The sequence below is a fragment of the Pseudomonas poae genome (assembly GCF_001439785.1).
Classification (GTDB): Bacteria; Pseudomonadota; Gammaproteobacteria; order Pseudomonadales; family Pseudomonadaceae; genus Aquipseudomonas; species Aquipseudomonas poae.
Genome location: NZ_JYLI01000011.1, coordinates 19,963 through 34,231, shown reverse-complemented (window position 1 = coordinate 34,231; position 14,269 = coordinate 19,963). Strand labels below are relative to the sequence as shown.

The 14,269-nt window shown below is 64.1% G+C and carries 11 protein-coding genes; 5 read left to right on the top strand and 6 right to left on the bottom strand.

What is annotated here, in order from left to right:
* Positions 1 to 640: 640 nt before the first annotated feature.
* Positions 641 to 1,429, bottom strand: a complete 789-nt coding sequence (locus TU75_RS14575) for an AraC family transcriptional regulator (RefSeq protein ID WP_060549317.1) — start codon at positions 1,427 to 1,429, stop codon at positions 641 to 643.
* 85 nt (positions 1,430 to 1,514) lie between these two features.
* Here TU75_RS14575 and TU75_RS14570 point away from each other — a divergent pair, with 85 nt between their 5' ends.
* Both TU75_RS14570 and TU75_RS14565 read left to right on the top strand, forming a co-directional pair.
* The gene (locus tag TU75_RS14570; protein ID WP_003237570.1) at positions 1,515 to 2,513 is read left to right on the top strand and encodes a bile acid:sodium symporter family protein; all 999 of its coding nucleotides are present in this window, start codon (positions 1,515 to 1,517) and stop codon (positions 2,511 to 2,513) included.
* Between the two features lie 135 nt (positions 2,514 to 2,648).
* The gene (locus TU75_RS14565; RefSeq protein WP_003237572.1) at positions 2,649 to 3,824 is read left to right on the top strand and encodes a sugar transporter; all 1,176 of its coding nucleotides are present in this window, start codon (positions 2,649 to 2,651) and stop codon (positions 3,822 to 3,824) included.
* A gap of 181 nt (positions 3,825 to 4,005) precedes the next feature.
* Here the strand turns inward: TU75_RS14565 and TU75_RS14560 are convergent, their stop codons facing one another.
* A complete protein-coding gene (locus tag TU75_RS14560) occupies positions 4,006 to 4,728 on the bottom strand; it encodes a pirin family protein (protein WP_060549316.1) in 723 nt (240 codons plus the stop codon).
* A 179-nt stretch (positions 4,729 to 4,907) separates the two neighbouring features.
* On the opposite strand from TU75_RS14560, the gene TU75_RS14555 reads away from it, so the two are divergent.
* Positions 4,908 to 5,858: a GlxA family transcriptional regulator gene (locus TU75_RS14555; RefSeq protein WP_060549315.1), complete on the top strand. Its 951-nt coding sequence runs from the start codon at positions 4,908 to 4,910 to the stop codon at positions 5,856 to 5,858.
* Between the two features lie 148 nt (positions 5,859 to 6,006).
* A complete protein-coding gene (locus TU75_RS14550) occupies positions 6,007 to 7,452 on the top strand; it encodes an ATP-binding protein (RefSeq protein ID WP_060549407.1) in 1,446 nt (481 codons plus the stop codon).
* Here the strand turns inward: TU75_RS14550 and TU75_RS14545 are convergent.
* Together TU75_RS14545 and TU75_RS14540 are read right to left on the bottom strand one after the other, a co-directional pair.
* Positions 7,399 to 10,155, bottom strand: a complete 2,757-nt coding sequence (locus TU75_RS14545; protein WP_060549314.1) for an ATP-binding protein — start codon at positions 10,153 to 10,155, stop codon at positions 7,399 to 7,401. The two genes, TU75_RS14550 and TU75_RS14545, sit on opposite strands and share 54 nt — an antisense overlap.
* Positions 10,156 to 10,213: 58 nt before the next feature.
* Positions 10,214 to 10,603, bottom strand: a complete 390-nt coding sequence (locus tag TU75_RS14540) for a helix-turn-helix domain-containing protein (RefSeq protein ID WP_003239297.1) — start codon at positions 10,601 to 10,603, stop codon at positions 10,214 to 10,216.
* A gap of 205 nt (positions 10,604 to 10,808) precedes the next feature.
* Between TU75_RS14540 and TU75_RS14535 the strand changes: the two genes are divergently transcribed.
* Positions 10,809 to 11,717 carry a LysR substrate-binding domain-containing protein gene (locus TU75_RS14535; protein ID WP_060549313.1) on the top strand — a complete coding sequence of 303 codons (909 nt, stop codon included), beginning with the start codon at positions 10,809 to 10,811 and terminating at the stop codon, positions 11,715 to 11,717.
* A 67-nt stretch (positions 11,718 to 11,784) separates the two neighbouring features.
* On the opposite strand, the gene TU75_RS14530 is transcribed toward TU75_RS14535, so the two are convergent.
* On the bottom strand, positions 11,785 to 12,924 hold the full coding sequence (locus TU75_RS14530; protein ID WP_231981952.1) for a hypothetical protein: 1,140 nt from the start codon (positions 12,922 to 12,924) through the stop codon (positions 11,785 to 11,787).
* A 177-nt stretch (positions 12,925 to 13,101) separates the two neighbouring features.
* Positions 13,102 to 14,178, bottom strand: coding sequence for an aldo/keto reductase (locus TU75_RS14525; RefSeq protein WP_060549311.1), 1,077 nt, complete (start codon positions 14,176 to 14,178; stop codon positions 13,102 to 13,104).
* Positions 14,179 to 14,269: the final 91 nt, after the last annotated feature.

Sequence of the window (14,269 nt, the reverse complement as noted above, 5' to 3'; positions counted from 1 at the left end):
GCCGCCGCGATGGGCCATCCTTGGCCCAGCGCGGCTAACCCGGCGTCCTGCCGGGTTACCCACGCTCCAAAGCCTGCGTTCGGCCAGCGTGTTTGACGGGGCGCCTCAGATCAAAAGCAAAAGCGCGGCGGCCTTAGAGCCGACCGGAGTTTTTCTACCTGGCGCTGTTCAAAATGTGGGAGGGGGCTTGCTCCCGATGGCTGAATGTCAGTCAGCTTATGTGTAGCTGACCCACTGCCATCGGGAGCAAGCCCCCTCCCACATTTGGAGCTCCATTTGTCTGATGGATATCACACTGCTTTTGCTTTGCTTTGCTTTGCTTTGCTTTGCTTTGCTTTGCTTTGCTTTGCTTTGGCTTTTGATCTTGATCTCAAGCGCCCCGTCAACCACGCTGGCCGCACGCAGGCTTGAATCCGTGGGTAACCCGGCAGGACGCCGGGTTAGCCGCACTGGGCCAGGGATGGCCCATTGCGGCGGCCCACGGATTCAAGGCGGAGTGCGGGCACACCGAGCCTGGGCGAGGTGCCGAGTGGTGGGGCAAGAGCGTTTTGCTTACTTTTGCGCTGTTCAAAAGTGAGCCGCCGTAAGGGCGGAACCAATATCCGCCATAACCGCAGCAACGGATATACACTCGATCCGGCTAGCGAAAAAACTCCCCAGGCGTCCCCCCAAACTGCTGCCGAAACGCATTAATAAACGCCGAAGTCGATTCATACCCGCACCCCAACGCTACATCCGTCACCCGCTCACCTTGCTCCAGCGCAGGCAGCGCGCTGAGCAGCCGCAAGCGCTGACGCCAGGCACGAAAGGTCAGCCCGGTATCCCCCAAAAACAACCGACTGAGCGTCTTCTCACTCACTGCCAGCTTGCGGCTCCACTCACCCAGGGTCGTCTGCTGTTCAGGACGTAGGCTCAGGCTGCGGTAGATCTGGCGCAAGCGCGGGTCGTGGGGCAGGGGCAGCATCAAGTCCACCTGCGGCGCTGCCGCCAACTGATCCAGCAGCACCTGTGCCAGACGCCCTTGCGGCCCGTCCTCGGCGTAGGCTGCCGGCAACGCGCTGAAGCTGCGAATCAACTCACGCAACAAGTGGCTCACCTCCAGCACATGGCAGCGCTCGATTGCCCAGGTGGTCACGCTGCAATCCAGGTACAGGCTGCGCATCTCGGTGTGCGGCGCGCTGTAGACCCGGTGCGGCATGCCTGCCGGGATCCACACCGCGCGCTGCGGCGGGGCGACGAAGCGTCCGGCGCTGGTCTGAATTTCCAACACCCCGGAAATCGCGTAGGACAGTTGCACCCACGGGTGGCTGTGCCGGCGTGTCAGGGCGCGGTTGGGCAAGGATTCGGTGCGTCCGTACACCGGACGCGGCAGGCTGGAAAGCCCGGGCACACTGCGCCGAACGGTCTTTTCATGTCCTTTAGGCGGCATTTACTGGCTCATTGGCGTTAGTCGGTAACAGGTGGTTACGTTAGAGTCGCCAAGGTGCGCTTGGCAACCCCTGGAAGATTTGCTTATGACCCGTCCACGTTTTCTCCCCGACAATTTCACCCTGACCCTGATCGCCACGGTGATCCTTGCCTCCCTGCTGCCGGTCAACGGCCAGGCGGCGGTGGCCTTTGGCTGGGTGACCAACCTGGCGATTGCGCTGCTGTTTTTCCTGCACGGCGCCAAGCTGTCGCGCACTGCCATCGTCGCCGGTGCCGGTCACTGGCGTCTGCACCTGTTGGTGTTCAGCCTGACTTTTGTGCTGTTTCCACTGCTGGGCCTGGCGCTCAAGCCAGTGCTGTCGCCGCTGATCGGTAAAGACCTGTACATGGGCATGCTCTACCTGTGTGCGCTGCCGGCCACGGTGCAGTCGGCGATTGCTTTCACCTCCCTGGCACGCGGCAACATCCCGGCGGCGATCTGCAGCGCGGCGGCTTCCAGCCTGTTCGGTATTTTCCTCACGCCGCTGCTGGTGACGCTGCTGCTCAACGTGCACGGTGAGGGCGGCTCCACGGTGGATGCGATCCTGAAAATCAGCGTGCAGCTGTTGCTGCCATTTATTGCCGGGCAGATTGCCCGCCGCTGGATCGGCGACTGGGTCGGGCGCAATAAATCCTGGCTCAAGTTCGTCGACCAGGGTTCGATCCTGCTGGTGGTCTACGGCGCGTTCAGCGAAGCGGTCAACGAAGGGATCTGGTATCAAATTCCACTGTGGGAGCTGGGCGGGCTGGTGCTGGCCTGCTGCGTACTGCTGGCGTTGGTGCTGGTGGCATCGACGCTGCTGAGCAAGGTGTTCGGCTTTACTCAGGAAGACCGCATCACCATCTTGTTCTGCGGTTCGAAGAAGAGCCTCGCCACCGGCGTGCCGATGGCGCAGGTGCTGTTCGCCGGGGCAAGCATGGGGGTGCTGATTTTGCCGCTGATGCTGTTTCATCAGATCCAGTTGATGGTGTGCGCGGCGTTGGCGCAGCGTTATGCGAATCGGCCGGAGCGTATTCCGGAGCTGATGGCGCAGGTCGATCCCTGATCCAGGTCTGAGCCCTGGCCCGACAACCGGACAGGCTCCGCGCCCACAGCGTTGGCGAGAAACCTATAGAATGTTCGGCAGTCACGCAGGTTCTGCGTGGCCGTTTTGACCCTCTTCAGAGTACCTCGCCGTTCCATGAGCCTTTCAGCCGCTACACCCCAGCCCAACTGGCAGCCGGTCATCGCCCTCGCGCTGGCCGCTTTTGTGTTCAATACCACCGAATTCGTGCCGGTCGGCCTGCTCAGCGCCATCGGTGCCAGCTTCGACATGCCGATTGCCAACGTCGGCCTGATGCTCACCATCTATGCCTGGATCGTTTCGCTGACCTCGTTGCCGGTGATGCTGCTGACGCGCAACATCGAGCGGCGCAAATTGCTGATCGTGTTGTTCGCCATGTTCATCGCCAGCCATGTCCTCTCCAGCGTCGCCACCAGCTTCGGCCTGTTGATGGTCAGTCGTGTCGGCATTGCGTTGTCCCATGCCCTGTTCTGGTCGATCACCGCCTCGCTGGCGGTGCGCCTGGCGCCGCAAGGCAAGCAGGTGCAGGCCCTGGGCCTGCTGGCCACCGGTACTTCACTGGCGATGGTATTGGGCATTCCTCTGGGCCGCCTGCTCGGCGAAGCCATGGGCTGGCGCACCACCTTTCTGGTGATCGGCGCGTTTGCCGCCGCGCTGGTGTTCTGGCTGGCGCGCACCTTGCCGCTGCTGCCGAGCCAGAATTCCGGTTCGCTGCGCAGCCTGCCACTGCTGTTCAAGCGTCCGGCGCTGGTGGCGCTCTACGTACTCACCGCGCTGACGGTGACGGCGCAGTTCACCGCCTACAGCTACATCGAACCTTTCGTCGAAGGCGTGGCTGGCATGAGCGGCAGCGCGGTCACTTTGATCCTGTTGGTGTTCGGCGGCGCGGGCATCATCGGCTCGCTGCTGTTCAGCCTGGTGCACCGTTTCAATCCCCATCTGTTCGTGGTCGGCGCGGTGTTCATCCTCGCCGCCTGCCTGGCCCTGATGCTGCCGCTGAGCGGCGCCGAGTCCTACCTGGTGGTGCTGAGCATTTTCTGGGGCATGGCGATCATGGGCTTTGGTCTGGCCATGCAGTCCAAAGTGCTGGTGCTCGCACCGGACGCCACCGACGTGGCCATGGCGATGTTTTCCGGCATTTACAACATCGGTATCGGCGGCGGTGCCCTGATGGGCAGCTGGGTCGGCAGCCACTTCGGTTTCGCCTGGATCGGCGCGGCGGGCGGGTTGCTGGCGGCCTTGGCGTTGGTAGGGTATTGCCTGGCCATTCGGCGGTTCGGGCAGGGTATCTAACCCTCCGGTGACCGCCACCCTTGTGGCGAGCGGGCTTGCCCCGCGTTGGGGTGCGAAGCGCCCCCAATCCAGCAAAACGCGGTGTACCTGATACGGCTCAGTGCCTGGTTTTGGGGCTGCTGCGCAGCCCAACGCAGGACAAGCCTGCTCGCCACAGAGGGGCGCCTGGTGCCAGGGATGATCATGGCATCTGCGGCAGTTCATGGGGTCTCAGGTCGAACACCAGCACCTCGGCGTCCTTGCCCTGGCGCAGTTGGATCTGCCGCTCGTCACGCACCCGGGCACCGTCACCTTCGTGCAAGCGTTGGCCGTTGACCTCGACACTGCCGCGCGCCACATGGATATACAGGTGACGCTCGCTCGCCACGTCCAGGGTCGCGCTTTCGTCACCGTTGAACAGCCCCGCATACACTCGCGCGTCCTGGCGTACCTGCAGCGAGCCGTCAGCGCCGTCCGGCGAGATGATCAGTTGCAACCGTCCGCGTTTTTGCGCCTCGCTGAAGTGTTCCTGCTGGTAGCGCGGTTCGGCGCCGGACACGTTCGGCACGATCCAGATTTGCAGGAAGTGCACGCCCAGGCGCTGGCTGTGGTTGAACTCGCTGTGGGCCACGCCGCTGCCGGCGCTCATCAGTTGCACATCGCCGGGGCGGATCACCGAGCCGGTGCCCAGGGTGTCCTTGTGTTCCAGGGCGCCTTCAAGCACGTAGGAGAAAATTTCCATGTCGCGGTGCGGGTGTTGGCCAAAGCCCTTGCCGGCGGCGACGCGGTCATCGTTGATCACCAGCAGGTCGGAAAAACCCTGTTCGGCGGGGTTCCAGTAGCTGGCGAAGGAGAAGGTGTGGAACGACTTCAACCAACCGTGATTGGCGGCGCCGCGTTCGGAAGCGTTGCGAAGGGTCAGCATGGTGGTGTCCTCAAATGAGCGCGGGCTGCGACATGCAGGGCGCTGGCGTTGAGAAGAAGGTTAATGGTTACGCAGATATTCATTAAGAAGATGAAAGCTGAATAACTGTCTCGCCATAGTTGACAGTAAAAGCCATGCCATAATGGCCGTCGCTTTCCCTCGCGATGGATATTGAAACGATGAAAACCGTGGCCATGGTGCTGTTTCCGGATTTCCTGCTGCTCGACATGGCCGGTCCGCTCGAAGTGTTTTCGATTGCCAACCGCTACCTGCCGGCGGCGGACCATTATCGGATCGTCACCCTCGGCATCGATGCGGGCCAGGTGGTCGCCTCCAATGGCGTGAAGGTGCAGCCCGATCTGCTGCTGGATCAGGCCGGCGGCGCTTACGACTTGCTGCTGGTGCCCGGCGGCCCCGGCGCCTACAACGAATGCCATCCGGCGCTGTTGCCCTGGCTCAAGGCCGCCGCGCCACGTGCCGGGCGCTATGGCTCGATCTGCACCGGCGCTTTTGTGCTGGGGCATGCCGGGCTGCTCGACGGTCGTCGCGTTACAACCCATTGGCACTACACCGAGCGGCTGATCAAGGGCTTTCCCCAGGCCACTGTCGAGACCGACCACATCTACCTGCAGGACGGCCGTCTGATCACCTCGGGCGGCGTCACCGCTGGCATCGACCTGGCGCTGTCGGTGGTGGCCCAGGACCATGGCAAGCAGGTTGCGGTGGACGTGGCCAAGGTGCTGCTGGTGGTGATGAAACGCCAGGGCGGCCAGGCCCAGTTCAGTCCGATGACCGCCGCAGTGGCGCCCCACGAAACCGCGATTACCCGCGTGCAGAACCAGGTGCTGGCGCAGTTGGACCAGCCGTTTGGCATCGATTCGATGGCAGCGCTGGCCGGCATGAGCGCGCGGCATTTTGCGCGGCTGTTTGCCAAGGAAGTGCAGATGACGCCCATGGCGTTCCTGCAGGGCGCGCGCATCGATCGCGCCCGGCACCTGCTGGAAACCACCGACCTGCCGCTCAAGACCGTGGCCTTCCACGCAGGCTTTGGCAGCGTGCGGCACATGCGCTTTTTGTTCAGCGAAAAACTCGGCCTGAACCCCACCCAGTACCGTCAGCAGTTCAGTTAAGGCGCGATTGTCCGTCTCAGGCACACCAATGTCCGTCTGGTTCCCCGTGCCGGGATTGTCCTGTCCCGAGCAACTGGCAAGATAACGCCAGGCCCCTGGAAAAGGATGCGCAGACGCCCAAGGTCGGGTGTTCCAGCGCTGCGCACCGATGAATAATGCTCCGACGCTGAGTTTCGGCCCCTACACCTTTCACCGGCAACAGCGCCTGGTCAGCAAGGCCGGCTGGCCAGTGCCGTTGGGCGGTCGGGCGTTGGATATCCTGGCGGTGTTGCTGGAGGCCCCCGGCCAGTTTGTCGGCAAGGACACGCTGATCGCACGCGTGTGGCCGAGCAGCGTGGTGGAAGAAAACAACCTGCGCGTGCACATCGCGGCACTGCGCCGCGCGCTGGACGGGCAGCGCTGCATCGTCAATGACCCGCAGCGCGGCTACTGCTTTGTCGCGCCACTGCAAACCGTCGATGCTCCAGCGATCCCGCGCCATAACCTCGCGGCCCGGCTCAGCCCGCTGATCGGTCACGCCGAGCTGTTGGGTGCCCTGGGGCGACGCCTGTGCGGGCAACGCCTGATGACCCTCACCGGTTGCGCCGGCATCGGCAAGAGCACGCTGGCCCTGGCGCTGGCCGAACGCATGCTGCCGCGCTACCGCGATGGCGTGTGGTGGGTGGAGCTGGCCACAGTCGCGTCGCCGCAATCGATGCTGCGCCAGGTGTGCAGTGCATTGCAGCTGTCGCCCTGCGACACCGTCGCTCAATTGTGCCGTCAATTGGCTGTGCGCCAGCTACTGCTGGTGCTCGATGGCGCCGACCTGCTGCTCGGCGCCTGCCGTCACCTGGTGCGCTGCCTGCAGCAGCAGGCGCCCCAGGTGACGGTGCTGCTGAGCAGCCGCGAAGCCTTGCGGTTGCCGGAAGAATGGGTGCAACGCGTGCCGGGCCTGGCAATGTCCGCAGCCTGCACCTCTGTTGAACAAGCCATGGCGTGCCCGGCGGTGCAACTGTTTGTGGCCCGGGTGCAGGCCGCTCAGCAGGGCTTTGTCCTGCGTGCGCAGGACTTGCCGGCGCTGCGTGATATCTGCCGACGTCTGGACGGGATTCCCCTGGCCGTGGAACTGGCCGCCGCTCAGGTTCATGCGCTGGGCGTGCAGGGCGTGCAGGCGCAGTTGCGCCATGGCCTGCAACTATTGGCCCGTGGCCGCCGCACGGCGGTCGAACGGCATCAGTCCCTGACCGCCGCGCTGGATTGGAGCTACGCGCGCTTGAGCGTGCCCGAACGCTGGCTGTTCCTGCAGTTGGGGCTGTTTCGGATGGCGCTGACCTTGCCCGCATTGACCGAGCGAATCGCCGGCACCGAGCTTGCACACGCCGACCTGCCTTACCTGCTCGCGCGACTGGTCGACACCTCGCTGTTGCGGGTGGAACCGGGCCCTGGCACGCGGCGTTATCGCCTGCTCAACTGCGTGCGCAGCTACGCCCTGGCACAGCTGCGCGACCCGCAGCAGGTGGCGCGTTTGCAGCAGCACTATGGGCACGGCCTGGGGCCGTTTTCAGGCCAGCCGTTTGTCTTGCAACTCATCGAGCAGGCGGCCTGCGCTCATTAGGTCCTGAGTGGCAAAGCCTTCGGTAAAGCGCGCATAGACTGAACTCAGCAAGGGGTGCGCAGCCTGCCGCCGGCCCTGGCGCTGCCACAGCCGCGCCAGTGAGGTTGCGCAGCGCAACTCCCAGGCCAGGGCGCCTTGCTGATGGGCCAGGCCCAGGGCGTCAAGGAGCAACGACTCGGCGGCGGCGCTGTCGGGCAATGCCTCGGCGCGCAGGCGCAAAATCTCCGGCGCGCACCAGCCGCCATCGCCGCTGCGCACCCGCTCGAACCCGGCATCATCCACGCGCCCCACACCCAGGGTAATCAGGATGTCCTTGACCAGGTCCAGGCCCTGCACGGCGTCTATCGACAGGTGCTGGGAATACAGCTGCGCCCAGGTCTGGAACAACTGCGCCGAATGCTTGTGCGCCTGCTGCACCAGCAGCGCCTGCAATGACTGCGCTGACGCTTCATCGCCGTTGTAACGGGCAATCACCACGCCGGCCAGTGCCAGGGTGTAGCAGAGGGTGGTGCCATGGTTGATTTGCACCGCCAGCTCCAGGGCCTGGCTGGCGGTGCGCCACGCCTGCTCGGGCAAGCCCTGCAGCCATAACACCCGCGCCAGCACGGTCAGGGAGGCGACGCTCTGGTCATATTGCACGCCAAAAGCGTGGGTAAACCGATTGAGATGGCCGCTCTGGGCCATGCGCTGGATCACCTGCTCGGCATTGTGTCGGGCCAGCGCCTGGTTGCCTGCGTAATGCTGCGCGAGCACGCGCAGGCGCTGGGCGCTCAAGTCCTGCAGCGGGTCGGTGCGCGGGTCGAGGCGATCGAACTGAGTGCTCATGCTCAAGGCTTCACGGTAGCGACCCGCGCACAGGCTCACCGCCATATGGCCGGACACCGCGCGCAACTGGCCGGCGATATCCCCGCGCGTTTCGGCCAGCCGTCGGGCGCTGACGAAGGCGTCAATGGTCTGCGGGGCGCCGCCCATGGCGTGATAGGACAGGCTGCCCAGCGCCAGTTGCAGTTGCATCGCCAGTTGCGTGCACGGCACCTGGGCCCGCTGCATCAGGGCCAGTGCCTTGCCCACGTACAGTGCGTGTTCGCGCAGCAGTGACAGCTCTTGCCACAGCGGCATGGCGCTGACCGTCAGGCGAATCCCCAGCACGTGCGCGCCGCCATCGCCCAGGCCCCAGTCGAGGACGGCGCGGATGTCTTCGCGCAGCGGCGCGTAGCGGTCGATCCAGGCCTGGGTTGCGGTCAGCTCCCAATCTTCGCGGGCCTGTTCCATCAGCACCAGGCAGCGCGTGGCATGACGTTCGCGGGTGGCGTCGAGCTCAGCCGCCAGGGTGAGTTTTTCCAGCGCGTAGCTGCGGGTGATGTCCAGCAGGCGGTACACCACTTCGTCGTCGCCAGGCTCCACATTCAGCAGGGACTTGGCGACCAGTTGCGTGATTGAGCCGAGCACATCGGCCGGCGCCTGCTGCGCGTCGGCGCTCACCGCTGTCGCGCTGGCCAGGCTGAAGCCTCCGCGAAAAACGGCGAGGCGGCGCAGGCAGCTCTGTTCGCAGGCGCTGAGCAGGTCGAAGCTCCAATCCAGCGTGGCCCGCAGGGTTTGCTGGCGGGGCAGGGCGTTGCGTCGGTCAGGGGCCTGCAAGCGGAAGGTGTCTTGCATCTGCACCAGCAGGCCCGGCAGGCCGAAGCGCTCGACCTGCGCCGCGACCAGTTCGATCGCCAGGGGAATGCCGTCCATGCGCCGGCAGATCTCAATCGCCAGCGGCAGTTCGGCGTCGCTCAAGGCGAAGCTGTCCTGATGGGCCATGGCACGCTCGATCAACAGCTGCATGGCCGGGTAACCCAGGGCCTGGGCGCGGTTGCCGGTGGCGGGCGGGCAGGCCAGCGGGTCGAGGCGTTGCACCTGTTCACCGTCGGCGCGCAGGGCTTCGCGGCTGGTGGCTAGGATGTGCAGCCCGGGCGCGTGGCGCAGCAGGGTTTCGCTGATCAGGGCGATGTCATCGAGCAGGTGCTCGCAGTTGTCGATGACCAGCAGCAACTGGCGTTCGTGCAGGCTACGGGCGATGCTCGGCAGCGGCTCATCGGCGGCGGGTGTGAGGTCGAGCAGGGCGGCGAGGTTGGGCACAATCATCGACGGCGCGCTGAGCGGTGCGAGGTCCAGCAGACGAATGCCGTCGCGGTAATGCCCTATCAGCAGCTCCGCCACGCGCAGGGCCACGGTGGTCTTGCCGATGCCGCCCGCGCCGGTCAGGGTGATAAAGCGCTGTCGGGGCAGCTGCTGTACCAGCGTGTCGATCAGCGCCTGGCGCCCGATCATGCGGGTGCGGCGCAGCGGCAGGTTGTGGCCGGGGCGTGGACCGTCATGGGGCAGGGTCATGGGCTCGATGCTCAGGGGCGCGACAAAACTGTAGCCGCGCTGGGCGACCGTCACGATATAGCGCTGCCCGGCCTGGCCGTCGCCGAGGGCCTTGCGCAGCGCCGCCATGTGCACACGCAGGTTGCCGTCCTCCACCACGCTGGTGGGCCAGACCCGCGCGATCAGTGCCTGCTTGCTCACTACATCGCCTGCGTGCTCCAGCAGTACCAGCAGGATGTCCACCGCACGCCGGCCCAGGCGCAACGGGCGACCGGCCTCCAGCACCCGGCGCTGTCGCGGGTGCACCTGATAGGGGCCAAAGTGCACGGCCTGGTCGCTGAGGTCGTTCATGGACGGCCATGCTCGATAAGACGGAGGTGCCCAGCATAGTCCACACCGGCACCGACCACTAGGCGGCGATAACCGGGCGCGAGTGGTGATTTCGCCAGGTCATGGGATTGATGCCTTCACTGCGGGTGAAGATATGGCTGAAGTGCGCCTGATCGCAAAACCCGCATTCGAGGCTGATCTGCGTGAGGCTCAAGGACGACCCGGTGATCAGCTCCTTGGCGCGCTGGATGCGTTGCTGGCGGATCCATTCCTGGGGCGACAGCCCCGTGGTGCATTTGAACGCGCGGGAAAAATGGCTGCGCGACAACGCACAGGCCTGGGCCAGGTCGGCAATCGCCAGGCTTTCACCGAGGTGGGCGAGGATCAGTTGTTTGGCGATGCGTTCACGTCGCGGGCACAAACCGCCGGGGGTGGGCGCACGGGGGGCGCAATACTCAAGTCGGGCCATGACGAATATCCGTTTTCGATGGGAGCGTTCCCGGTGAATGAATGCAGTGTAGACGCGCTTGATAATGGTGCCCGGTCGTCTGGCTGGCGAGTTAATCGTTGTTAATTTTGTCAGGTGCGTGGCTGTAAAAAGACAGCACAGAGGTGCAATGCAAAACCCGCGTTGCATGGTTATCTGAGCCCTTGTCAATCGTCTGGATACCGCCATGAACCGCAACGACCTGCGCCGCGTCGACATGAACCTGCTGGTGATTTTCGAGGCGCTGATGTTCGAGAAGAACCTGACCCGGGTCGCCGAGAAACTCTTCATGGGCCAACCGGCGGTGAGCGCGGCGCTGGGACGTTTGCGCGATCTGTTCGATGAGCCGTTGCTGCTGCGCAACGGCCGCGGCATGGAACCCACGCCCCGGGCGCTGGCGATACTCAAGGAGCTGCAACCGGCCATGGACATCATCTCGGGCGCCGTCAGCCGCGCCAAAAACTTCGATCCTTCTTCCAGTTGCGCGGTGTTCCGCATCGGCTTGTCGGACGACGCAGAGTTCGGGCTGTTTCCGCCGTTGCTCAGCCAATTACGCGAAGAAGCGCCGGGGATTGTGGTCGTGGTGCGGCGCGCCAATTACCTGTTGATGTCGTCGTTGCTGAACAGTGGCGAGATCACGGTGGGGGTGAGTTACACCACTGAGTTGCCGGCCAATGCCAAACGCAAGAGGTTGCGTGACATTCCCTGCAAGGTGCTGCGGGGAGACGGCGGGACCGCGCCGTTGAGCCTGGATGAGTACTGCGCACGGCCCCATGCGATGGTGTCGTTTTCCGGGGATTTGAGCGGCAATATTGACCTGGACCTGGCACGTATCGGCCGCACGCGGCGGGTGGTATTGGCGGTGCCGCAGTTCAGTGGGTTACGGGCGTTGTTGGCGGGCACGCAGATTATTGCGACCGTGCCGGATTACGCGGCGTGTGCGTTGACCGAGGGCACGCGTTTACGGGCTGAGGATCCGCCGTTTTTGATCGAGGCGGCGCAGTTGTCGATGGTGTGGAGCGGGGTGCATGACAATGATCCGGCGGAGCGCTGGTTGAGAGGCAGGATTGCGGAGCATATGGCTTGCCTGGGGTAACGTGTCCGCCGAACACTGTAAAACTGAGGGAGGGGGCTCGCTCCCGATGCCTGAGTGTCAGGGCGCGTTATTCAGCCTTGCCATGCATCGGCCATATCCGCTCTCGCTGCGTCTGCCCCAGCCACACCATGCCGTGCATGAACGTCTCGCGCTCCTGCGGGGTGGTGAGCGGGAACTGCGCCAGATGGGTATGCGCCATCTCCCGCACGTGTTCGGACCACGCGCGTTTATCCTGCTCATTATCAAACGCCTGTCCCTGCAGGACATGGGCAGGCATCAGCTCGCTCGGCTCCAGGGGCAATGCATCGCGAGTGAAAAGGCGCGCGTTGATGTTCGCGCTGCAGATTTCCACGGTCAAACCGGTAATGCCCTTGGCCAGCAGTTTTTTTAGCGGCTTGATCTTCTTGTGGGTCTGGGCGGCAAAGTTGGTGGACTTGAGCAGCGTGTTGTACTGCGGCTTGAAATGGTTGATCAGTGCCGCTTCCGCCAGGGTGACCACCTCATCGCGATTGAGGCGCACCGAGCGCAGCCGTTCGAAGTGCGCGTGATCCTCCTGCTCGCAGGCTTCGGGATCAAGGTTGAGGTCGCCGCCGTTGCTGATCACGGTGCGTCCGTGTTCGAAGCGATACAGCAGCAGCGAAATTTCCAGCTCCGGGGTGTTGGTCGAAGCTTTGGCCAGGATGCGTTGCAGGGTGGTGTGGTTGAGCAAACGGTCGACGGCGGTCAGTGCGTTGACCTTGCCCAGGCCCTGGCCGACATACAGCACATTCATGTCCCGTTGCTCGGTGTGCAGTGCACTGCTGGCGTTGGCCACCACGATATGGGCGGCGGTGATGACCTGGCGTGTGGCGGTGGTGATCAGCAGGTGGGTGCCGTTGGGGGCGACCTGCACCTGTTTGATGGCGTCGCGATCCCCTGGCGTGATCGGCGGGATCTCGTAGCTGAAGGGGATGGGCTGCTCACCGGTCTCATCCATCACCAGGAAAAAGCTGCCGTGCACCGTGCGGCCTTGCAATTGAAGGTCGTAAGGATTGATCAGCACCCGCCGGCGCGCCGTGATCAGGTAGATATTGCTGCCGGCGATCATCTCTCTATAAAGGGCGTCGTCCTTGGCCCGGTAGAGGTCGGCGGGGGTCAATACCGAGGGCGGACTGGAGTAGAGATGGGTGGCGCCTTCAGCCGAAAACTGGCGAAGAATGGAATCCATGCTGTTCATCGTTGGGTCCTTGTGTGGCTGCGCACAGCGGCAGTGTCGAGGGAGGCAGTTTGCCAAGCTCGCAACGCTGTGGGTACTGACCGAACGGACAGGTAGACCCCCTTGCCACAGGTGGAAAGGGGGCTTGGCCAGGGTCAGCCTTCAACCTCGGCACGCTGTTCACCGTGGCTACTTGTCCTTGCGCGCATCCAGGGTCTTGCGATGCTCTGCCAGGAACGGCTGTTCGGCCGGGTCAAAGCGATCGATACCGGCGGTGAACCGATGCCAGTACGGATACAACGGCTGGCGCCGCGTCACGGCCTCGATGCGCGATGATTGTTCCTCGGTGAGTTTCAACTCGGTGGCGGCCAGGTTGTCGCGCAGGTGCTCCTCTGTGCGTGCGCCGATGATCAGCGAGGTGATCCCCGGGCGGTCCTTGAGCCAGGCCAGGCAGGTGCGTGCCACCGACACACCGTGCTCGTCGCCCACGGCGGCAAGGGTCTCGATGATGTCCAGCGCGCGTTCCGGGTCATGCACGTAGGGTTCCGGCCAGTCGCTGCCCTGGCGAGTATTGGCCGGCGGCTTCTGTCCGCGCCGCGTGGAGCCGGTCAGCAGGCCTTCGCCCATCGGGCCCCACACCAGGGTGCCAATATTCTGGTCCAGCGCCAGGGGCAGCAGTTCGTACTCGGCCTCGCGGGATTCCGGGGTGTAGTAGATCTGCTGGGTGATGGGCTTGAGCATGCCGTGCAGCTCGGCTTTGCCCAGGGCTTTCATCATTTGCCAGGCGGTGAAGTTGCTGGTGCCGAAGTAGCGGATCTTGCCCGAACCCACTAGCAGTCGCAGGGCTTCGAGGGTTTCCTCGATCGGCGTCAGGCCGTCCCAGTTGTGCAGTTGATACAGGTCGATATGGTCGGTGCCCAGGCGCTTGAGGCTGGCTTCGCAGGCGCGAATCAGGTGGTAGCGCGAGGAACCAGAGTTGTTTGGGTTGTCGTCCACGGGGCTGCGGCCCTTGGTGGCCAGCAGGATGTCGTGGCGCTTGTCGCCCAGGGCCTTGCCGACCACTTCCTCGGCCAGGCCGTGGGAGTACAGGTCGGCGGTGTCGACCATGTTCACGCCTGCCTCGAACGCGATATCAAACATGCGACTGGCCTGGGGCACATCCACGGCGCCGCATTTTTCGAACTCGGCGCGCCCGCCGAAGGGCACGGTGCCCAGGACGATTTCGGATACCAGCAAGCCCGAATGGCCCAGTTGTCGATACTGCATGTCGCCTCCTGTTTCACATTGAACGTAGGGTTGTGAACGACACAGGGCGCGATAGTTTGAATTTTTTACCTGAGACGCGATGCCACAGGGG